Below are 21,873 nucleotides of genomic sequence, written 5' to 3'. Positions count from 1 at the left end.
CCCTCATCCCAGCCTTCCCCCGCTTGCGGGGGAAGGAGCATGACGGTGCAGAATGCTTAATCCGAAGATAACGGTCTAACCGCGTTTCAGCGGCTTCACCAGTCCTTCCAGCCCTTCGATTTTAATCGCCAGCGTCATTGCCATCAGCTCGCCAAGATGCCCGGCGGGAAACTCATCCTTACGGGCAAACCACAGCAAATACTCCTCCGGCAGCTCGATCAGCACCCGTCCTTTGTATTTACCAAATGGCATCACCGTATTGGCGATCTCAATCAGATTCTCTTTTTCCATGTTAGTCTCCTAACAGACGAATCATCTCCGCTTCATCAATCACGTCGATGCCCAGCTCCTGTGCTTTTGCCAGCTTGGAACCCGCCGCTTCGCCAGCGATCACCAAATCGGTCTTCTTCGACACACTGCCACTCACCTTCGCGCCCAGCGCCGTCAGACGCGCTTTGGCATCATCACGTGACATCATGCTCAGTGATCCTGTCAGCACCACCGTTTTACCGGCAAACGGACTGTCGATTTCCTCAGCATTGACCACTTCCACCGCCGGCCAGTGCACACCGCACTCCTCCACCAGCTGGCGGATAACCTCACGGTTGCTCTCTTCATCCATAAAATTGCGTACATGGCTCGCCACCACAGTGCCAACGTCCGGCACCGCAATCAGCGCGTCCAGGTCAGCCGCGATAATCTTGTCCAGCGAACCGAAATGCGCTGCCAGATTCGCGGCTGTCGCTTCACCCACCTCGCGAATCCCCAGCGCATAGAGAAAACGCGCCAGCGTCGTTTCTTTGGCTTTGTTCAGCGCATCCACCACATTCTGCGCCGATTTCGGCCCCATGCGATCCAGCCCGGTCAGCAGGCCCGGCGTCAGACGGAACAGATCGGCTGGCGTTTTAACGTACTCTTTATCCACCAGCTGATCGATGATTTTCTCGCCCATGCCGTCGACATCCAGCGCCCGACGCGACACAAAGTGCCACAGCGCCTCTTTACGCTGCGCACCACAAATCAGCCCACCAGTGCAGCGTGCAACCGCTTCGCCTTCGACACGTTCAACATCCGAACCGCAGACCGGACACTGGGTCGGGAAGGTCACTTCACGCGCATCCGCCGGGCGTTCCGTTTCCACCACCCCAACCACCTGCGGGATCACATCCCCGGCGCGGCGGATCACCACCCGATCGCCAATTCGCAGGCCCAGGCGTTCGATCTCATCAGCATTATGCAGCGTAGCGTTACTCACCATTACCCCGGCGACCTGTACCGGCTCCAGACGCGCCACCGGTGTAATCGCCCCGGTACGCCCCACCTGGAACTCGACATCACGCACCGTGGTCATCTGCTCCTGCGCCGGGAACTTAAATGCCACCGCCCAGCGCGGTGCGCGGGCAACAAAGCCCAGCTGCTCCTGCAGCTGCTGTGAGTCGACCTTAATCACCACGCCGTCGATATCAAAACCGAGCTGTGGACGTTCTGCTTCCACCTGACGATAAAACTCCAGCACCTCTTGCGCACTGTGGCACAGGCGAATCCGATCGCTGACTGGCAGACCCCAGGCTTTCAGCTGCTGCAGGCGCTGCCAGTGACTGCCCGGCATCTCACCGCCTTCCAGCAACCCAAAACCGTAGCAGAAGAAGGTCAGCGGACGCTTCGCGGTGATGCGCGGGTCCAGCTGGCGCAGCGAACCCGCGGCAGCGTTACGCGGATTGGCAAACACTTTGTTGCCGGTGCGACGCGCTTCTTCATTCAGCTGCTCAAAACCCGCCTGCGGCATAAACACTTCACCGCGCACTTCAATCCGCGCCGGAATATTTTCCCCCTGCAGACGCAGCGGGATGGCGCGAATGGTGCGCACATTTGCCGTGATATTTTCCCCGGTGGTGCCGTCACCACGCGTTGCCGCACGCACCAGCAGGCCATCTTCATACAGCAGGCTGACCGCCAGGCCATCCAGCTTCAGCTCACAGCAGAAGGTGATCTCTTCACTGCTTTTCAGCCGGTCCTGCACGCGCTTGTTAAATGCCAGATAGCTGGCCTCATCAAAGGCGTTATCCAGCGACAGCATCGGCACTTCATGGCGTACCTGCTCAAAAGCGCTCAGTGGCGCAGCGCCGACGCGCTGGGTCGGCGAGTCTGGCGTCACCAGCTCAGGATGTTGCTCTTCCAGCTCACGTAATTCACGCATCAGGCGGTCATATTCCGCATCCGGCACGTCCGGCGCATCCATTACGTGATACAGATATTCATGATGACGAAGCGTGGTTCGCAAATGGGTGATTTTGTCTTGTATGGATTCCATAACGCACCATCGGAGAGAAAAAACCCCCGGCAAGCGGGGGTTGGGGAATAACCGTTAACGCGGCATTCAGGCGTTCGCGTTGGCGTCAATCACATCGCGAATGCGCGCTTTGTAATTTTCCAGCTTCTGCGGCGTCATCATACGACGCTCGTCGTCCAGCACCACGCCGCCAAGATCATCGGCGATACGCTGCGCGGACTGCAGCATCAGCTTAAAGTTCTGGTGGGCGTCGCCGTAAGACGGCACCATCATAAAGATCGACACACCCGGGGTGGAAAAATCGCCCATTGCGTCAATATTAAACGATCCCGGTTTCACCATATTCGCCAGGCTGAACAGCACCGGGCCACTGCCCGCCGGGTTCAGATGACGATGGAAGATATTCATTTCACCGAACTGGAAACCGGCCTGCAGAATACCCTGCAACAGCGCTTCGCCATTCAGCGTGCCACCGGCATGTGCGGCAACATGCAGCACCAGCACCGCTTCTTTACGCTGCACCTGCTCTGGCGCAGTTTCGGTGACAGGTTGTGGCTGTGCAGATGGCTGCGGGGCGGCGACAGGCTGAAGTGACTGCGGCTGTTCATCATCGAGCAGCGGGTCCAGCTCCAGCTCGCCCTGCTGCGCGACAGGCGCAGGACGACGTACCGGTTCAGGTTGCGGGGCACACGGAGGTTCAGCGGCAAACAACGGATCGGCTTCTGGCGCAGGCGCATGACGCACCGCTTCTGGCTGTTTGCGTGGCGCAGACGGGCGCGACGGCTCGTCATCAGCCGCAGCGAAACCGCCGAATGAAGGCTCATCCTGCTCAGGCTGCGTGCGACGTACGCGCACTTCACCGACGCCCTCTTCATCGTCGTCGGACAACCCTTGCTGTTTATCGTGCTTAATGCGCTTGTGCGGGCGATCGCGAAACACAGAAGAGCGCTCTTTACGGCTGGTCCACAGGCCATGAAGAAGAAGCGCTATTATGGCGATCGCGCCAACAACGATTAATATCAGACGCAAATCCTGCATCATTGTATTCTCTGTTGTTCCAATACCTTGCCACCGCGGCAAACTTTATCCTCTAACTGTATTTGTCCAGGTAAACAAGTGCAAGTCTGTGCACTATTTTCTGACAAATTAGATAGCTTCACGATGCTTTTTCGCTGTTTTTTCGTCCAGTTGGCTGTTAGTCAGCGGAAAAAGCTGCGGTATGATAACGCTGCCTTCCCCCATAACGGAGAAAAGTTGCCGATGGCATCTGAGAAAAACCTGCAGTCCCGGAACGGGATTTATTACTTTAGCCAGGGCTGGAAACTGATCTGCCAGCCGGGCATTCGTCGCTTTGTCATTTTACCCCTGCTGGTCAATATCCTGCTGATGGGTGGCGCCTTTATCTGGCTGTTCCGCCAGCTGGGCGAATGGATACCGGCGCTGATGAGCCATGTACCGGACTGGCTGCAGTGGCTGAGCTACCTGCTGTGGCCGCTGACCGTGCTCTCCATCGTACTGGTGTTCAGCTATCTGTTCTCGACGGTGGCGAACTGGATTGCCGCACCGTTTTGCGGCCTGCTGGCCGAGCAGCTGGAAGCACGGCTGACCGGCGTACCGCTGCCGGACAGCGGCTGGCTGGGGATGATGAAAGATATACCGCGCATTATGAAACGTGAATGGCAGAAACTGATGTACTACCTGCCGCGCGCGCTGGGGTTGTTGCTGTTGTGGTTTATTCCCGGTGTGGGCCAGACCATTGCCCCGGTGCTGTGGTTCCTGTTCAGCGCCTGGATGCTGGCGATCCAGTATTGTGACTATCCGTTTGATAACCACAAAGTCAGTTTCCGCCAGATGCGCAGTGCGCTGCGCCAGCACAAAACCGACAGTATGCAGTTCGGTGCGCTGGTCAGCCTGTTTACCATGGTGCCGCTGCTGAATCTGGCGATTATGCCGGTGGCAGTATGCGGCGCAACCGCCATGTGGGTCGATCGTTACCGCGCCTCCCTTTCATCACATCGCTAATCCGCAGGCATAAGGAAGGGCTTAGTACCAGCCTTATGCCATTTCGCTAAGCCTTATTTCGCTGCAACATATACATATACGATTTCTTTCCTTCCTTGAGAAATCTGAACAGGTATGCTCTTAGCGTTGCCAAAAATTCAACCAGTTAAGGACGGGCTATGAGTAAGATCTATGAAGACAATTCTTTAACCATCGGTCATACGCCACTGGTGCGACTGAATCGCATCGGTAATGGACGCATTCTGGCGAAAATCGAATCCCGTAACCCAAGTTTCAGCGTCAAATGCCGTATCGGTGCCAATATGATTTGGGACGCCGAAAAACGTGGTGTGCTGAAACCCGGTAACGAACTGGTTGAGCCAACCAGCGGTAACACCGGTATCGCCCTGGCCTACGTTGCCGCGGCGCGTGGCTACAAACTCACCCTGACCATGCCGGAAACCATGAGCATCGAGCGTCGTAAGCTGCTGAAAGCGCTGGGTGCCAACCTGGTGCTGACGGAAGGCGCGAAAGGCATGAAAGGCGCAATCGCTAAAGCAGAAGAAATTGTGGCGGGCAATCCCGACAAATTCGTGCTGCTGCAGCAATTCAGCAACCCGGCTAACCCGGAAATTCATGAAAAAACCACCGGCCCGGAAATCTGGGAAGATACCGACGGCGAAGTGGACGTGTTCATTGCGGGTGTCGGCACCGGCGGTACGCTGACTGGCGTCAGCCGCTACATCAAAAACACCAAAGGCAAAAAAGATCTGATCACCGTGGCGGTGGAACCGACGGACTCCCCGGTTATCGCCCAGGCGCTGGCGGGTGAAGAGATTAAACCCGGCCCGCACAAAATTCAGGGTATCGGCGCGGGCTTTATCCCGGGTAACCTGGATCTGAAGCTGATTGATAAAGTTGTCGGCATCAGCAATGACGATGCGATTGCCACCGCACGTCGCCTGATGGAAGAAGAAGGTATCTTGGCGGGTATCTCTTCCGGTGCCGCAGTGGCGGCTGCGCTGAAACTGCAGGAAGATGAAGCTTTCGCCAACAAGAACATCGTGGTGATCCTGCCCTCTTCTGGCGAGCGTTACCTCAGCACCGCGCTGTTTGCTGACCTGTTCACCGAGAAAGAACTGCAGCAGTAAATACATCCCCCATACAGTTCTCTCCCCCATCCCAGCCTTCCCCCGCTCAGCGGGGGAAGGAGCTGTTCCGTGTCAGTTTGCCAAATACAGGTAACTTCGACACTGATTCATTCCCACTCTGTTTATCACCTTCACCGCAGGAATTTATCTGATTTGTAAAACTTTACACGCCCGTCTCCGCTTAAAATATCGCTAGGAAAAACCGTAAAGAGAATGTCGCACAACGTGCTTATCGCGCCTTTTTTGTGACACTCATCAAAGTTTGGTTGAGGGACAGATTGATCTTACCCCGCCTGGTCTGGTATTTAAGCTGGCAATTATTTCGATCCACAAAATTAATTGCCGTGCGAACCGGGTCACGCTGAATCGATTTAGACATTTGGCGCAATAATACAAAGCGCGGCATAATGGGAACCGGGTTTGCGACGTCGCTCACAGGATGCAGCCGCCGCAAAATCTTTACCCTTAATTGCGCTGATTTGCGAGTCCCGTACTCGCGCCCGCGCGACCTACACAGGCTAAAGTTACGCCGCCAGGCTAGACTTTAGATCCACAACACCAAACCAATTAAGTTGGGGAAACATAATGTTCCAGCAAGAAGTCACTATTACCGCTCCAAATGGTCTGCACACCCGTCCTGCTGCTCAGTTTGTTAAAGAAGCAAAAGGCTTCTCTTCCGAAATCACCGTTACGTCTAACGGCAAATCCGCCAGTGCGAAAAGCCTGTTCAAGCTGCAGACGCTGGGCCTGACCCAGGGCACCGTAGTGACCCTGTCCGCTGAAGGTGAAGATGAGCAACAAGCTGTTGAGCATCTGGTTAAGCTGATGGCTGAACTCGAGTAATTGGGGCCGTCGTCCAGATAAACTGTTTCATCAGGCAGAACTGAGTGCAAACATTTTGATCGCGGACATCATGTCCGCGTTGTTGCATCCGTAAAGTAGCGTTTGCAACACTGGCAGCGCGCCACGTCGCCTAATGAGCCATCGTTATAAAAAGGTAAGGTTATGATTTCAGGCATTTTAGCATCACCGGGTATCGCTTTCGGCAAGGCGCTTCTTCTGAAAGAAGATGAAATCGTCATCAACCGCAAAAAAATCACTGCGGATGACGTAGAGCAGGAAGTCCAGCGCTTCCTCGATGGTCGTAGCAAAGCCGCTGCGCAGCTCGAAGCAATCAAAATCAAAGCCGGCGAAACATTCGGTGAAGAGAAAGAAGCTATCTTCGAAGGCCACATCATGTTGCTGGAAGACGAAGAGCTGGAGCAGGAAATCATTGCTTTAATCAAAGATGAGCACATGTCGGCAGACGCCGCAGCGCACTCCGTCATCGAAGGCCAGGCGAAAGCGCTGGAAGAACTCGATGATGAATACCTGAAAGAGCGTGCAGCTGACGTGCGTGACATCGGTAAACGCCTGCTGCAAAACATTCTCGGCCTGCATATCGTCGACCTGAGCGCAATCCAGGACGAAGTGCTGCTGGTGGCGAAAGATCTGACCCCGTCAGAAACCGCGCAGCTGAACCTGAAGAAAGTGCTGGGCTTTATCACCGACCTCGGTGGCCGGACGTCTCACACCTCTATCATGGCCCGTTCTCTGGAACTGCCAGCCATCGTCGGCACCGGTGAAGTCACCAGCCGCGTGAAAAACGACGATTACCTGATTCTCGATGGCGTTAACAACAAAATCTACGTTAACCCAACTGCAGACGTTATCGAAGAACTGAAAGCCGTACAGCACCAGTACGTTAGCGAGAAAAACGAGCTGGCGAAACTGAAAGACCTGCCTGCCATCACCCTGGATGGTCACCAGGTGGAAGTGTGCGCCAACATCGGCACCGTGCGTGATATCGCGGGTGCAGAGCGTAACGGCGCAGAAGGTGTCGGTCTGTACCGTACCGAATTCCTGTTTATGGACCGTGATGCACTGCCAACCGAAGAAGAGCAGTTCCAGGCCTACAAAGCGGTGGCGGAAGGCATGGGCTCCCAGGCGGTGATCGTGCGTACCATGGACATCGGCGGTGACAAAGATCTGCCGTACATGAACCTGCCGAAAGAAGAGAACCCGTTCCTCGGCTGGCGCGCGATTCGTATCGCCATGGACCGCAAAGAAATTCTGCACGCACAGCTGCGCGCTATCCTGCGTGCGTCCTCATTCGGCAAGCTGCGTATCATGTTCCCAATGATCATTTCAGTGGAAGAAGTACGTACCCTGAAAGGCGAACTGGAACTGCTGAAAGCACAGCTGCGTGAAGAAGGCAAAGCGTTCGACGAATCCATTGAAGTCGGTATTATGGTGGAAACGCCAGCCTCAGCCGTCATCGCCCGTCACCTGGCCAAAGAAGTTGATTTCTTTAGTATTGGGACAAACGACCTGACGCAGTATACTCTGGCGGTTGATCGTGGCAATGATCTGATTTCCCATCTCTACAACCCAATGACGCCTTCCGTCCTTGGCCTGATCAAGCAAGTTATTGATGCTTCTCATGCTGAAGGTAAATGGACCGGTATGTGTGGTGAGCTGGCGGGTGATGAACGTGCTACACTACTGTTATTGGGAATGGGGCTGGATGAATTCAGCATGAGTGCCATTTCTATCCCACGCATCAAGAAAATTATTCGTAATACGAATTATGAAGATGCGAAGGCATTAGCAGAGCAGGCTCTGACTCAACCGACTGCGGAAGAGTTGATGGACCTGGTCAACAAGTTTATTGAAGAAAAAACACTCTGCTGATTCCGCGAGATGCTGGCCCAATTTACTGCTTAGGAGAAGATCATGGGTTTGTTTTCTAAACTGTTTGGCGACAAATCAGACGCTGCGACCGGTACTATTGAAATCGTTGCGCCGCTGTCCGGTGAAATCGTCAATATCGAAGATGTGCCAGATGTAGTGTTTGCCGAGAAAATTGTTGGCGACGGTATCGCCATCAAACCAGCAGGCAACAAAATGGTCGCTCCGGTTGATGGCACCATTGGTAAAATCTTCGAAACTAACCATGCATTTTCTATCGAATCCGACAACGGCATTGAGCTGTTTGTCCACTTCGGTATCGATACGGTTGAACTGAAAGGCGAAGGCTTCAAACGCATCGCTGAAGAAGGTCAGAAAGTGAAGAAAGGTGACGTGGTCATCGAGCTCGATCTGCCACTGCTGGAAGAGAAAGCGAAATCTACGCTGACGCCGGTAGTGATCTCTAACATGGATGAGATCAAAGAGCTGATTAAACTGAGTGGCAGCGTGACCGTGGGTGAAACCCCAATCTTCCGTATCAAGAAATAACGCCAGACGTTATCAGTAAAACGGCGCCAGATGGCGCCGTTTTTATTACTGCTATTTCACCGCCCAGTGCGGTAAGCGAATCGTCAGTTCCAGACCGCCCTGCTTACCATTCACCGCCTGTACTTCACCGCTGTGCGCCAGCACCACTTTACGCACAATCGACAGGCCCAGGCCGTAACCTTTACCCATTAATGGCGAATTCACGCGCACAAAAGGATCGAAAATACTCGACAGCTTTTCGGCATCGACACCCGGTCCCTGATCGCTGACGCAAATGGCCAGCCAGTTGCTTTCCTTACGCAGCGCGACTTTTACCGTCTGCCCCTGCAGTGAGAAGCGCAGCGCATTACGCACCACATTCTCCACCGCCCGGCGAATCAACTCAGCATTACCTTTCACAGTAAAATCGGTGTTGTTGCCGGCATCGAACTGAATTTCCACCCCCGGCACCTGCGCTTCATAGCGGGCATCATTGACCACCACTTCCAGCAGACCACGCAGGTCGAAATACTGCTCGTCAGGCATACTGTCATTTTCCGCCCGCGACAGCGTCAGCAGCTCGCCAATCATCTTGTCCAGTCGCCGTGCCTCTTCATCAATGCGATCCAGCGAACTTTCCACTGACTCTGGCGTCTGACGCGCCAGCCCGGTTGCCAGTTGCAGACGCGCCAGCGGTGAACGCAGTTCATGAGACACATCATGCAGCAACTCTTCGCGCGCACGCACCAGCACCGACAAACGCTCCACCATGGCATCAAAGTCACTGGCGACAATAGAAAGTTCATCGTGGCGGCGACGCATCACCGGATAGAGACGTACCGAGAGATCACCTTTAGAGACGCGGGCGAAACCTTCACGCAGCTGACGCATCGGCCGTGTCAGGTTCCAGGCCAGCAGCATACTGAACAGCAGCCCCGCTGCCCCGGCAAAAATAAACATCGGCTCCGGGATATTGAGGAAGTTACGCATCGGATGGCCAATCGCACTGTCTTCACGCAGACCGTGGACATCGTAGCGCAGCATATACTGCCGCCCGTCCGCGCCGGTGACCCACTCAATCACTTCCCCAGGAAACTCGCCTGGCGGCATAATACGGTCCAGATCTTTGCGTGGTTTCTCCTGCGGCGGTTTTGGCATTGGCACCACGGAGAAAAAGCGTCGATCGCTGTCTGGCCAGTCAGCCATCATATCGTTTAACGCCACCAGACCACCGCGCTGCAGTACCGATACCGCAGAAGTCATCTGCAGATTAACGATACGGCGCACCGTGGTATTTTCCGGCGGCTCACGATGATCGCCTTTCAGGTAAAAACCCAGCCACAACAGCTGGCTAATCACCAGAAACACCAGCCAGAAACCGAACAGGATCTTCCAGAATAAACGTCCGCGGAACCGACTCTTCATCGAATGCGATACCCGATACTGCGTACGGTCTCGATATTGATGCGGTCGCCCGTCAGCTGTGACAGTTTCTGGCGAATATTACTGATATGCACATCCACGCTGCGGTCATACGCTTCGCGCGGGCGTCCCAGACCTTTCTCTGAAAGCTCGTCTTTTGACACCACACGGTCAGGCGAACGCAGTAACAGATAGAGCAGGTTAAACTCGGACGCCGTCAGATCGAATGGCTGGTTTTTCCATTCGCTGATACGCGTGGCCGGATTCAGTGTCAGATCGCCCCAGGTAATCAGGTCTTTCTTCTCTGGCGCTGGCGCCTGCTCTTCAAAGCGACGCAACACCGCACGCAGGCGCGCAACCAGCTCACGCGGGTAGCACGGCTTCGGCATATAGTCATCGGCACCCATTTCGAGGCCGATCACGCGGTCGATATTATCCCCTTTCGCCGTCAGCATAATCACTGGCAGGCGACTGTTCTGCCGCACCTGGCGCAGCACGTCAATGCCGCTCATATCGGGCAGCATAATATCAAGGATCATCGCGGTATATTCACCGGAAAGCGCACCTTCCACGCCTGCTTTACCGGTTAAAACCAGTGAAGCATCGAACCCTTCACCAATCAGGTACTGGCTGAGCATGGTGCCTAATTCAAGATCGTCATCGACTAATAAAATTTTCATATCTATCTCTCGGTCATCACTGACGCTATTTTCGCCTGTGGCAAGGGCTTTAGCAGCTGATTTTACTCAATCCTTACAGTCACCCAGGGCCTCTTTGCATGCTGGTTTAACTTAATTAGCGTAAAATTTACGTTGAATCCCTCAGTAGCTGGTTAAGGAACTGTTTTACTATGGAATTACGCCGCCTGTCAGGCAGACGCAGGACGATCATCACTCTTATTATTGTGGCAGCAATTGCTCTGGCTGGCGGGTTAATGCTGCATAAAAATGAGTCAAAACCAGATTATATTACAGCACGCGCCGAACAGCGCGACTTGCAACAAACGGTACTGGCGGATGGCACGATTACCTCCAGCAAACAGGTCAGTGTCGGTGCACAGGTTTCCGGCCAGATTAAGTCGCTGCTGGTGACGCTTGGCGAGCCGATTAAACAGGGCCAGCTGATTGCTGAAATCGACAGCATGACGCAGCAAAACGAGCTGAAAAATGCTGAAGCCGCGCTGGAAAATGTGCAGGCACAACGTGCAGCCAAACTGGCGGTACTGGCGAATCAGCGCGCGGCGTTTTCCCGTCAGCAGGCGATGCTGACGAAAAATCTGACGCCAAAAGCCGATTACGATGCGGCTCAGGCCGATCTCAACAGCACCAGCGCCGAAATAAAAGCGCTGGAGGCGCAGATTGTGCAGGCGCAAATCCATCTCGATACCAGCAAAGTCAACCTGGGTTATACCCAGATCTCCTCGCCGATGGATGGCACCGTGGTATCAATTCCGGTGGAAGAAGGCCAGACGGTGAACGCGGTGCAGAGCGCCCCCACCATCATCAAAGTGGCGAACCTCGATACCATGACGGTGAAAGCGCAGATTTCCGAAGCGGACGTGGTGAACGTCAAGCCAGGCATGAAAGTGTGGTTTACCATTCTCGGTCAGCCGAATAAACGCTACCCCGCTACGCTGCGCGCCATCGAACCCGCACCTGACTCGATCAATACCGAGAGCAGCAATATGATGACCACCTCCACCGCCAGCTCATCTTCCACCAGCGAAGCCATCTATTACTATGGTCTGTTCGATGTCGCTAACCCGGAACATACCCTGCGCATTTCCATGACCGCGGAAGTGCATATTGTTCTGGGTGAGGAGCCGGACGCGATTGTCATCCCGTCCACCGCGCTCGATACCCTCGATGGCAGAACCAGCGTGCAGGTAGTGGATGATCAGCAGCGTATCCAGCGTCGTGAGGTACAGGTTGGCATCAATAACAACATTGAGGCACAAATCACTCACGGTCTGAACGCCGGTGAGCGGGTGATTATCAGTCAGGGTTCTGCGCCAGGCGAGCACCGCCCAGGCCCACCGATGGGGATGTAACCGATGGTGCTTTTGCAGCTCAGAGACATTAACCGCGAATTTATCAGCGGTGAGCAGCGCGTCAGGGTGCTGAAACAGATCAACCTGACCATTGACGCTGGCGAATTTGTCGCGATTGTCGGAGCCTCCGGCTCGGGTAAATCGACGCTGATGAATCTGCTTGGCTGCCTGGATAAAGCCAGCAGCGGTGATTATCTGGTGGTGGGAAAATCGATCTCGCAGCTGGACAGCGATGCCCTTGCGCAGCTGCGCGGCGAGCATTTCGGTTTTATCTTCCAGCGTTACCATCTGCTGAGTGAACTCAGCGCACTCGGCAACACTGAGATTCCGGCGATCTATGCCGGAAAAAGCCACGCAGAACGCCGTGAGCGCGCCAGTGCGCTGCTGACCCGGCTGGGGCTGGGCGAGCGCCTGCACTACCGGCCAGGCCAGCTCTCCGGTGGTCAGCAGCAGCGAGTCAGTATCGCACGCGCGCTGATCAATGGCGGTGAAGTGATCCTTGCCGATGAGCCGACCGGGGCACTCGACAGCCACAGCGGTGAAGAGGTGATGTCGATTCTGCGTGACCTGCATCAGCAGGGACATACGGTGGTGATCGTCACCCACGATATGCAGGTCGCCCATCATGCGGACCGCATTATCGAAATCCACGATGGTGAAATCACTGGCGATACCCGCAATACACCCGCGACAGCGCGCACGCGTCTGCCCTCCCCCCCACCTGCCACGCCACATCCCTGGCGCGCATTACGCGACCGGCTGAGTGAAGCCTTTAAAATGGCGATGGTGTCAATGCTGTCACAGCGGCTGCGCACCTTTCTTACCATGCTGGGGATTATCATCGGCATTGCCTCTGTGGTTTCCGTGGTGGCGCTGGGTAAAGGCTCGCAGCAGCAGATCCTGCAGGATATCAGTGCGATGGGCACCAGCACGCTGGATGTCTTTCCCGGCGAAGACTTCGGCGATATGCGCTCCGCCCGCATCCAGACGCTGCGCGCCAGCGACGCCGATGCGCTGGCGCAGCAACCTTATGTTCACAGCGTAACGCCGACCATCAGCAACAATGTCACGCTGAAGTACCGCAATCAGGCGCTGAATGTGGCGGTGAATGGTGTCGGCGAGCAGTTTTTTGCCGTGCGTGGTTACCGTCTGATTCAGGGGATGGCCTTTACCCGTGCCAGTGTCGACACGCTCGCCCAGGAAGGTGTGATTGACGACAACACCCGCAAAAAGCTGTTCCCGCACGGAGAAAACCCCATCGGCCAGGTGCTGATGCTGGGGAATCTGCCTGTGCGTATTGTCGGTGTCGCCACGCGCCAGACCAGCTTTGGCCGTGATAACAATCTCAATATCTGGGTGCCGTATACCACCGCGATGACGCGGATGATTGGCAAAAGCTGGCTGAGCGGTATTACCGTGCGCATCAAAGACAATGTTGATCTCGGTATCGCTGAACAGGGGGTCACTAAACTGCTGACCCAGCGTCACGGCAGCAAAGATTTCTTTATTATGAATACCGACAGCATCCGTGAAGCGATTGAAAGCACCACCAACACCATGACATTGCTGGTGGCGGCAATTGCCCTGATTTCGCTGCTGGTCGGCGGCATCGGCGTGATGAATATTATGCTGGTCTCGGTCACTGAACGTACGCGTGAGATTGGCGTGCGGATGGCGGTCGGCGCGCGCGCCAGCGATATTATGCAGCAGTTCCTGATTGAAGCAGTGCTGGTATGTCTGACCGGCGGGATTATCGGCGTGTTGCTGGCGCTGCTGCCGGGACTGCTACTGGCACAAAGTGACAGCAGTTTCTCGATGATCTACTCACCAGCATCGATTATTGCCGCTTTTGTCTGTTCGAGCCTGATTGGGATCGTGTTTGGTTTCTTCCCGGCGCGGCGCGCGGCCAGGATGGACCCGATTCATGCGCTGGAACGGGAGTGATGGGGGTTTGCTCCTTCCCCCATAAAATGGGGGAAAGTTGGGATGGGGGAGCAGTAAGGTATTAGTTATATACGCCAGTGGAAAGATAGCGGTCACCGCGATCGCAGATAATCGCCACCACCACACTGCCTGGCTGCTCGCGGGCAATGCGTAGCGCCCCCGCCACAGCACCACCCGAACTGACGCCACAGAAAATGCCTTCGCGCTGTGCCAGCTGACGCATGGTGTCTTCCGCTTCCTGCTGGCCCATATCGATCACCCGATCCACCAGCTCGGGACGGAAAATCCCCGGCAGATAAGCCTGCGGCCAGCGACGGATACCCGGAATAGCGCTGCCCTCTGCCGGCTGTAACCCGACGATTTCCACGCTATTACTCTGCTCTTTCAGAAAACGGCCCACCCCCGTGATAGTACCCGTGGTGCCCATACTGGAAACAAAATGGGTCAGCCGCCCTGCGCTCTGCTGCCAGATTTCCGGGCCGGTGGTGCTGTAATGCGCCAGCGGATTATCCGGGTTATTAAACTGATCCAGCACCTTCCCTTCACCGCGTGAAGCCATCGCCTGCGCCAGATCGCGCGCGCCTTCCATTCCCTGCTCTTTGCTGACCAGAATCAGATGCGCGCCATACGCACGCATCGCGGCCTGGCGCTCAATGCTCATATTGTCGGGCATCAACAGCTTCAGCTGGTAACCTTTCATTGCCGCAATCATCGCCAGCGCGATGCCGGTATTACCGCTGGTGGCCTCAATCAGCGCATCACCAGGATGGATTTCCCCGCGTTGCTCCGCCTGCTGAATCATCCACAGCGCCGCACGATCTTTTACCGAGCCAGCCGGGTTATTCCCTTCCAGCTTCAGCCAGATTTCACTGCCGTTATCCGGCGTCAGACGCTGTAATTTAATCAGCGGCGTGTTGCCGATGGTTTGTTCGAGAGTTGTCACTATAGGTTCCTGCCAGCGGGAGAATGCATAAGCAAAGAGGCGGGATAACTCCCGCCTCTTTATTGTTCAGATTCGCGATGCAAAGAAAATATCAGGCGCTTTCGGCAAAGGCAACTGCGCGCAGCGGTACATCACCGTTATACAGTCGTGCCTGCTGCAGACCAACAAACAGACGATCACCGCGCAGCGGCGCAACATTATCGCCATCAAACACCACGCTCACCGGCTCGCCATGCCAGTCGGCAGGCTGCACCACCAGCTGCCAGTAGTGACCACGCGGGCTGACTTCCAGCACCTGCACCGGTAGTGGCGTTTCCAGGCTGCTCTGGCGGCTGACGTCGATTTCCCACGGACGCAGGAACAGCTCCACTTTGCCCTGATGCGCAGGCGCATAGCCCAGCGGCCAGTTGTGTGCGCCAACATGGAAATGCGAGCCGTGCACTTCGGCGTCGAAGCGGTTAACTTCACCGAGAAACTCCAGCACAAAGCGCGTGGCGGGTTCACGCCACACTTCATCCGGCGTGCCCACCTGCTCGATATTGCCCTGGCTCATCACTACCACGCGATCAGCGACTTCCATCGCCTCTTCCTGGTCATGGGTGACGAACACGCTGGTAAACTTCAGCTCTTCATGCAGCTGACGCAGCCAGCGACGCAGTTCTTTACGTACCTGTGCATCCAGTGCGCCAAACGGCTCATCCAGCAGCAGGATTTGCGGTTCAACAGCCAGCGCACGCGCCAGCGCCACACGCTGCTTCTGCCCGCCGGAAAGCTGCGCCGGAAAACGATCCGCCAGATGCGCCAGCTGCACCATTTCCAGTAACTGGGTGACTTTCTTCTTAATCTCAGCAGCCGACGGACGCTCACGGCGCGGCAGAACCGTCAGGCCGAAAGCGATATTGTCGAACACCGTCATATGGCGGAACAGCGCGTAATGCTGGAACACAAAACCGACCTGGCGGTCACGTGCATGCAGCTGGCTGACATCTTTACCATGGAAGCTGAGACGGCCACTGTTCTGATGCTCCAGTCCGGCGATAATGCGCAGCAGCGTGGTTTTCCCGGAACCGGAAGGCCCCAGCAGCGCCACCATTTCGCCTGATGCAATATCCAGCGAGATATCATTCAGCACTTTCGTGCGGCCAAAGGATTTGTTGATATCGCTAATCTCAATGCTCATGATTTCTCTCCTGCTGCAAACGCTTCTGCTGGTTCTCTAATCGCCACTGCAGCGCGCTTTTCAGAAACAGTGTCACTATCGCCATCAGGGTCAGCAGCGCGGCGGCGGTGTACGCGCCAACGACGTTGTAATCCTGATGCAGTAATTCAATTTGTAATGGCAGCGAATAGGTTTCGCCGCGAATCGATCCTGATACCACCGATACCGCACCAAACTCACCAATCGCGCGTGCGTTAGTCAGCACGATGCCGTACAGCAGCGCCCAGCGAATATTAGGCAGCGTCACGCGGCGGAACATCTGCCAGCCGGATGCGCCCAGCAGCACCGCGGCTTCATCTTCCTGACTGCCCTGGCTCAGCATCACCGGCACCAGCTCACGAACCACAAACGGACAGGTGACAAACACCGTGGCCATCACCATGCCCGGCCAGGCAAACATCAGCTGAATGCCATTGCTGTCCAGCCAGCCGCCCAGCGGGCCGTTGGCGCCCCAGAACAGCAGATAAATCAGCCCCGCAACCACTGGCGATACCGCAAACGGGATATCGAATAACGTCAGCAACAACTGGCGGCCAGGGAAGGTAAAACGGGTCACCAGCCAGGCCAGCAACGTGCCAAACACCAGGTTAACCGGCACGGTAATCAGCGCGATCAGAATGGTCAGCCAGATCGAATGCAGCATATCCGCATCCTGCAGATTGGTGCCGATCACTGCCAGACCTTGCGAAAATGCTTCGGCGAAGATGGCTGCCATCGGTACGACCAGGAACAGAATCGAGATCAGCGCACCCGCGCCAATCAGCAGCCACTTGCCCCAGTTCACCCGCCGACGGGAAACGCCATTAAATTGCGATACATCAGCCATTAGTGACCTCCCAGACGACGGCCAAAACGGCTCTGCAGAGTATTAATGCCAAACAGCAGTAGCAGTGACGCAGCCAGAATCACCGAGGCGATAGCGCTGGCTGCCGGGAAGTTGAACTCCTGCAGACGCACAAAAATCATCAGCGAGGTCACTTCCGTTTTCCAGGCGATATTCCCGGCGATAAAAATCACCGCGCCAAACTCACCGAGACTGCGGGTAAACGAGAGTGCGGTTCCCGCCAGCAGCGCAGGTGCCACTTCCGGCAGCACCACGCGACGAAAGCTCTGCCACGGGCTGGCTCCGAGGGTTTCCGCCGCCTCTTCATACTCCGGGCCTAACTCTTCCAGCACTGGCTGCACGGTACGCACCACAAACGGGATACTGGTAAAGGCCATCGCCACCGCGATCCCCAGCCAGGTGTAGGTGACCTTAATATCAAACTGCGCCAGCCACTGACCGTACCAGCCATTCACCGAGAACAGACCGGCCAGCGTCAGACCCGCCACTGCAGTTGGCAGCGCGAACGGTAAATCCATCAGAGCATCCAGCAGTGTGCGCCCCGGGAAACGGTAACGCGTCAGGATCCATGCCATCAGCATGCCAAACACCGCGTTAAACAGTGAAGCCACTGCCGCAGAGATAAGCGTGACCTTATAGGCCGCCACCACCTGCGCATTGGTAATCACTTCCCAGTACTGTGCCAGCGTCATCTGCGACAGCTGCATTACCAGCGCGCTCAGCGGCAGCAACAGGATCAGACAGGTGAAGAACAGGCTGCTGCCAAGACTGAGACCAAAACCGGGCAGGACCCGCTTACTGCTTACTGCAAACATCAGCCGCGCCCCGCCGCTAACAACTTATCTAACTCACCACCACTGGCGAAATGCGTTTTCATTACTTCATCCCAGCTGCCAAAAGCATCTTCCACCCGGAACAGAGTGGTGGCCGGGAAACGCTCTTTTTGCTGTGCCATCAGCTCAGGGTTATTCACGCGGTAGTAGAACTGCGTGATGATCTGCTGCGCCTGCGGCGAATACAGATAATTCAGATAGGCTTTCGCGGCATCGGTGGTGTTGTTATGTGCGACGTTTTTATCGACCCACGCCACCGGGAATTCCGCCAGAATATTGGTTTTCGGGATGATCACTTCGTAGTCATCTTTGCCGTACTGATTACGAATATTATTCACTTCCGACTCAAAGCTGATCAGCACATCGCCCAGCCCACGCTCCACAAAGGTGGTGGTGGCGCCGCGGCCGCCGGTATCAAACACTTCAACGTTTTGCAGAAACTTCGTCATCTGCTGGGTCGTTTTGGCGTTATCTTTGCCATCGGCCTGATCGAACGCCCCCCATGCCGCCAGGTAGGTATAGCGCGCATTGCCGGAGGTTTTAGGATTAGGGAAAATCAGTTTGACGTCGTTACGAACCAGATCGCTCCAGTCATGGATATTTTTCGGGTTACCTTTACGCACCAGGAAGCCCATGGTGGAGTAAAACGGCGAACTGTTATTCGGCAGGCGCTGCTGCCAGTCTGCCGGGATCAGCTGACCACGGTCATGCAAGACCTGCACGTCCGTCACCTGGTTATAGGTCACCACGTCCGCTTTCAACCCCTGCAGAATCGCCAGAGCCTGTTTGGAAGAACCGGCGTGGGACTGTTTAATGGTCAGGGTGTCGCCGGGATGCTGTTGCGCCCATTGCTGTTCGAACGGCGTATTCAGCGCCGCAAACAGTTCACGCGAGACGTCATACGAGCTGTTCAGCAGCTCAGTCGCCTGCGCAGCGCCTGCCAGCAGCAAAGAAAACGCGGCACCGCTTACGAATTTTTTCATCACCGGAGATGTCATTTGCCACCCTGAGTCGACAGTTAGCCCATACCAACAATAACGCTCAGTGTATTTATAACGCGGTGAAAAGCTGTAACGGTTTTATATACCGTTTAGTGATTTGGAAGTATAAAAAGCTATAAGGCAGCGGGGAAGGTTATGCGGATAGTGCAAAATAAACCGGGCGGCATCGCCACCCGGCAGAATGGCCGTTACTGACGCCAGATAATCTTGCTGAGCGTCCAGTTTTTCAGTGTGTCATCCGGCGGCATTAAACCTTCCGGGCCACTCCATTCGCCACTGTAAACGTAGCTGATATGCTGGCTGTCTGGCGCTTTACACTCGACCGCTGCGCCATCCAGCGTGGCGGCATTCTGGCAGGCGCCAAACGCTTTGCTGTAGCGCGCGCTAAACTTATCGCCAATCTTGCTGCCATCACTGCTGGCCACATCTTTATCCAGCACTTCAACGCTGCTGACGCTGGCTTTGCCGTTGATAATCAGCTGTACCTTACCCTCATCCAGTGCCTGCCAGAACGACACCACATCGCCATTGCTGCTGCGCATGCCCTGACGCAGGGTATATTTGCCATCCAGCGCATTATCAATCGCGCCAGTGTTCATCGCGGTGCTGCTGTTGAGTGCGCCCACGCCCTGCTCGCTGACCTGCAGTGAAGAGCCGAACCAGTTAAACGGTGAAAGGCTCGACCAGGAAATTTTGCTAAACGGGTTCCACCAGTTGCTGTCAGATGACGTGGTGCTGTCAGAGCTGGCGCAACCGGTTAATAATACGGCGATAATCAGCGCCGGATAGAGAGATTTCATTGCTACTCCTGTAATCAACACCTGAGTGGTGTGAGTCAGCTTGGAGTGCGCCAGCGGGAAAAAGTTTTATTCCGCGCTGTTAAGCCGCACGTCAAAGCAGTCGCGCAGGCGCTGACTGAACAGTAAATAGCCCAGCGCCAGCACATCAAACAACATAAACAGCCATATCAGCGGCGACAGCGCCTCATCACCCAGCCAGACGGTCAGCCCCTGTTGCAGCAGCATCGCCAGCAGGTCTGCGCACAATACCCAGCGCCACGCGCGCCACAGACGCGGCAATCGCTGGCGGTAACCGGTCAGCAGCAGCCCCATCGCCGCGGGCACGCCAAGCGCCATTCCAATCCAGAACACGCGGGTTTCCGGATAAAACAGTTCCAGCAGCGCATTCCCCTGCTCACGTGATGCGCCCGCCATGATTAATAGCAGCCAGCTACGTGCCTGTAATAGCAGAATAATCCAGAAAGTGAGTGGCAGGCGCAGCTGGCCTTTATGATCGTAATCGTCAGGAGAGTACACAGGATAACCGTGGCAGGGTCAGGCAGACGTAGCTGCCTGACGGAGACTTAATATTCGCGATCTTCAATCAGACGCTTGCCGAGGATCACGGAATCGACATTGTCGTAGCCCAGCTTGTCGTAGAAGCCCATCACAGCGTCATTTTCCGCACGCACCATCAGATTGATTTTCGGGCAGCCGCGCGCAATCAGCTTTTTCTCCAGCCGGTTCATCAGCTCATTGGCAAAACCACGCCCCTGATAATCCGGGTGGACACACAGGTAGTAGACCGAACCACGATGACCGTCATAGCCGCCCATCACCGTACCGACCACTTCACCGCCTGCCACCGCCACCAGAAACAGGTCGGGGTCGTGATTCAGCTTACGTTCAATATCGGTTTCCGGATCGTTCCACGGGCGCAGCAGATCGCAACGCTCCCACAGCGTGGTGACTTCTTCAAAATCTTCCTGGCGGAATGCGCGGATTTCCATGAAGTTGACTCAAATATTTAGCAGATTTAACTGATTATCACGCATTCTTTCACGGGTGCAACCCCCAGTACGGTTTTGCCATAAAAAAAGCCACTTTACGCCGGGTTTAGCACCTGTGGCTCAGGTATAATTGGCTGAAATTTTTCACAACGGCATGCTTATGAACTCTCCTGATATCGCTCGCGTAAAACAGTTTCTGCTCTCCCTGCAGGATAATATCTGTCAGCAACTGGCACAGGCCGATGGCCAGGCGCAGTTTGCCGAAGATGAATGGCTGCGTGAAGGCGGCGGCGGTGGACGCAGCCGGGTGCTGCGCAATGGCGCAGTGTTTGAACAGGCCGGAGTTAACTTTTCCCATGTACATGGCACAACGATGCCAGCTTCCGCGACCGCTCACCGTCCGGAGCTGGCGGGCCGCAGTTTTGAAGCCATGGGCGTTTCGCTGGTGATCCACCCGGAAAGCCCGTATGTGCCGACCAGCCACGCCAACGTGCGCTTTTTCATTGCCGAAAAACCGGGCGAAGCGCCGGTATGGTGGTTTGGCGGCGGTTTCGATTTAACCCCCTATTACGGCTTTACTGAGGATGCGGAACACTGGCACCAGACGGCATTTGACCTGTGCCAGCCGTTTGGCGACGACGTTTACCCGCGCTACAAGAAATGGTGTGATGACTATTTCCATTTGCGCCATCGTAATGAACAGCGCGGCATCGGCGGCCTGTTCTTTGACGACCTGAATACACCGGATTTTGACCACTGTTTCGCCTTTATGCAGGCGGTGGGCAAGGGTTATCTGGATGCCTATCTGCCGATTGTCGCACGCCGTAAAACGCTGGCGTGGGGCGAGCGCGAGCGCCAGTTCCAGCTGTACCGTCGTGGCCGCTATGTAGAATTTAATCTGGTGTGGGACCGCGGCACGCTGTTTGGTCTGCAGACCGGCGGACGTACCGAGTCGATTCTGATGTCGATGCCGCCGCTGGTACGCTGGGAGTACGACTATCAGCCGGAAGCGGGATCGCCGGAAGCGGCACTGTATAACGACTTTTTGCCGGTGAAGGACTGGCTGAAAAATTGATCGAGCCGCGGCTCGCAACTTCATGCCCGTTTTAACCGACACAGCATACAAAC

The 21,873-nt window shown here is 55.6% G+C and carries 21 protein-coding genes; 8 read left to right on the top strand and 13 right to left on the bottom strand.

The window, feature by feature from the left end; all coding sequences use genetic code 11:
* Positions 1–75: 75 nt before the first annotated feature.
* From ACSZO1_RS04480 to zipA, 3 genes are all read right to left on the bottom strand, one after another.
* Positions 76–291 (bottom strand): DUF3820 family protein, encoded by a 216-nt coding sequence (locus ACSZO1_RS04480; protein ID WP_437609949.1) that lies wholly within the window; start codon positions 289–291, stop codon positions 76–78.
* A 1-nt stretch (position 292) separates the two neighbouring features.
* Positions 293–2,311, bottom strand: coding sequence for an NAD-dependent DNA ligase LigA (gene ligA / locus ACSZO1_RS04475; RefSeq protein ID WP_437609947.1), 2,019 nt, complete (start codon positions 2,309–2,311; stop codon positions 293–295).
* A 66-nt stretch (positions 2,312–2,377) separates the two neighbouring features.
* On the bottom strand, positions 2,378–3,331 hold the full coding sequence (gene zipA / locus ACSZO1_RS04470) for a cell division protein ZipA (RefSeq protein ID WP_437609945.1): 954 nt from the start codon (positions 3,329–3,331) through the stop codon (positions 2,378–2,380).
* A 219-nt stretch (positions 3,332–3,550) separates the two neighbouring features.
* On the opposite strand from zipA, the gene cysZ reads away from it, so the two are divergent.
* The 5 genes from cysZ (at position 3,551) to crr (ending at position 8,721) form a co-directional block, all read left to right on the top strand.
* Complete coding sequence (gene cysZ / locus ACSZO1_RS04465) at positions 3,551–4,312, top strand: sulfate transporter CysZ (protein WP_437609943.1); 762 nt, start codon at positions 3,551–3,553, stop codon at positions 4,310–4,312.
* Between the two features lie 158 nt (positions 4,313–4,470).
* Entirely contained in the window at positions 4,471–5,442 is a 972-nt protein-coding gene (cysK, locus tag ACSZO1_RS04460) for a cysteine synthase A (RefSeq protein ID WP_437609941.1), read from the top strand.
* Between the two features lie 585 nt (positions 5,443–6,027).
* The gene (gene ptsH, locus ACSZO1_RS04455; protein ID WP_437609939.1) at positions 6,028–6,285 is read left to right on the top strand and encodes a phosphocarrier protein Hpr; all 258 of its coding nucleotides are present in this window, start codon (positions 6,028–6,030) and stop codon (positions 6,283–6,285) included.
* 162 nt (positions 6,286–6,447) lie between these two features.
* Entirely contained in the window at positions 6,448–8,175 is a 1,728-nt protein-coding gene (ptsI, locus tag ACSZO1_RS04450) for a phosphoenolpyruvate-protein phosphotransferase PtsI (RefSeq protein ID WP_437609937.1), read from the top strand.
* Positions 8,176–8,217: 42 nt separating this feature from the next.
* Positions 8,218–8,721 carry a PTS glucose transporter subunit IIA gene (crr, locus tag ACSZO1_RS04445; protein WP_437609935.1) on the top strand — a complete coding sequence of 168 codons (504 nt, stop codon included), beginning with the start codon at positions 8,218–8,220 and terminating at the stop codon, positions 8,719–8,721.
* Positions 8,722–8,772: 51 nt separating this feature from the next.
* On the opposite strand, the gene ACSZO1_RS04440 is transcribed toward crr, so the two are convergent.
* Both ACSZO1_RS04440 and ACSZO1_RS04435 read right to left on the bottom strand, forming a co-directional pair.
* Complete coding sequence (locus ACSZO1_RS04440; RefSeq protein WP_437609933.1) at positions 8,773–10,125, bottom strand: ATP-binding protein; 1,353 nt, start codon at positions 10,123–10,125, stop codon at positions 8,773–8,775.
* Positions 10,122–10,802, bottom strand: coding sequence for a response regulator transcription factor (locus tag ACSZO1_RS04435; RefSeq protein ID WP_437609931.1), 681 nt, complete (start codon positions 10,800–10,802; stop codon positions 10,122–10,124). Before ACSZO1_RS04435 ends, ACSZO1_RS04440 begins: the two co-directional genes overlap by 4 nt.
* Before the next feature lie 170 nt (positions 10,803–10,972).
* Here ACSZO1_RS04435 and ACSZO1_RS04430 point away from each other — a divergent pair, with 170 nt between their 5' ends.
* Positions 10,973–12,172, top strand: a complete 1,200-nt coding sequence (locus ACSZO1_RS04430; RefSeq protein ID WP_437609929.1) for an efflux RND transporter periplasmic adaptor subunit — start codon at positions 10,973–10,975, stop codon at positions 12,170–12,172.
* A 3-nt stretch (positions 12,173–12,175) separates the two neighbouring features.
* Complete coding sequence (locus ACSZO1_RS04425) at positions 12,176–14,116, top strand: MacB family efflux pump subunit (protein WP_437609927.1); 1,941 nt, start codon at positions 12,176–12,178, stop codon at positions 14,114–14,116.
* 61 nt (positions 14,117–14,177) lie between these two features.
* On the opposite strand, the gene cysM is transcribed toward ACSZO1_RS04425, so the two are convergent.
* From cysM to ACSZO1_RS04385, 8 genes are all read right to left on the bottom strand, one after another.
* The gene (gene cysM / locus ACSZO1_RS04420) at positions 14,178–15,059 is read right to left on the bottom strand and encodes a cysteine synthase CysM (protein WP_437609925.1); all 882 of its coding nucleotides are present in this window, start codon (positions 15,057–15,059) and stop codon (positions 14,178–14,180) included.
* Positions 15,060–15,150: 91 nt separating this feature from the next.
* Positions 15,151–16,239 carry a sulfate/thiosulfate ABC transporter ATP-binding protein CysA gene (cysA, locus tag ACSZO1_RS04415; RefSeq protein ID WP_437609923.1) on the bottom strand — a complete coding sequence of 363 codons (1,089 nt, stop codon included), beginning with the start codon at positions 16,237–16,239 and terminating at the stop codon, positions 15,151–15,153.
* On the bottom strand, positions 16,229–17,104 hold the full coding sequence (gene cysW, locus ACSZO1_RS04410) for a sulfate/thiosulfate ABC transporter permease CysW (RefSeq protein WP_437609921.1): 876 nt from the start codon (positions 17,102–17,104) through the stop codon (positions 16,229–16,231). Before cysW ends, cysA begins: the two co-directional genes overlap by 11 nt.
* Entirely contained in the window at positions 17,104–17,937 is an 834-nt protein-coding gene (gene cysT, locus ACSZO1_RS04405; protein ID WP_437609919.1) for a sulfate/thiosulfate ABC transporter permease CysT, read from the bottom strand. Before cysT ends, cysW begins: the two co-directional genes overlap by 1 nt.
* Positions 17,937–18,953, bottom strand: coding sequence for a sulfate ABC transporter substrate-binding protein (locus ACSZO1_RS04400; RefSeq protein ID WP_437609917.1), 1,017 nt, complete (start codon positions 18,951–18,953; stop codon positions 17,937–17,939). Before ACSZO1_RS04400 ends, cysT begins: the two co-directional genes overlap by 1 nt.
* A gap of 191 nt (positions 18,954–19,144) precedes the next feature.
* A complete protein-coding gene (locus ACSZO1_RS04395; protein ID WP_437609915.1) occupies positions 19,145–19,756 on the bottom strand; it encodes an RpoE-regulated lipoprotein in 612 nt (203 codons plus the stop codon).
* Between the two features lie 66 nt (positions 19,757–19,822).
* Positions 19,823–20,272, bottom strand: a complete 450-nt coding sequence (locus tag ACSZO1_RS04390) for a DUF2919 domain-containing protein (RefSeq protein WP_437609913.1) — start codon at positions 20,270–20,272, stop codon at positions 19,823–19,825.
* A gap of 47 nt (positions 20,273–20,319) precedes the next feature.
* Positions 20,320–20,745, bottom strand: a complete 426-nt coding sequence (locus ACSZO1_RS04385; protein WP_437609911.1) for a GNAT family acetyltransferase — start codon at positions 20,743–20,745, stop codon at positions 20,320–20,322.
* 160 nt (positions 20,746–20,905) lie between these two features.
* Here ACSZO1_RS04385 and hemF point away from each other — a divergent pair, with 160 nt between their 5' ends.
* Positions 20,906–21,820: an oxygen-dependent coproporphyrinogen oxidase gene (hemF, locus tag ACSZO1_RS04380; RefSeq protein WP_437609908.1), complete on the top strand. Its 915-nt coding sequence runs from the start codon at positions 20,906–20,908 to the stop codon at positions 21,818–21,820.
* Positions 21,821–21,873: the final 53 nt, after the last annotated feature.

It is taken from the genome of Erwinia sp. V71 (assembly GCF_965644245.1).
Lineage (GTDB): Bacteria > Pseudomonadota > Gammaproteobacteria > Enterobacterales > Enterobacteriaceae > Erwinia.
Note: the sequence above shows the minus strand (reverse complement) of the source record. Positions and strands in the feature narration are given on the sequence as shown.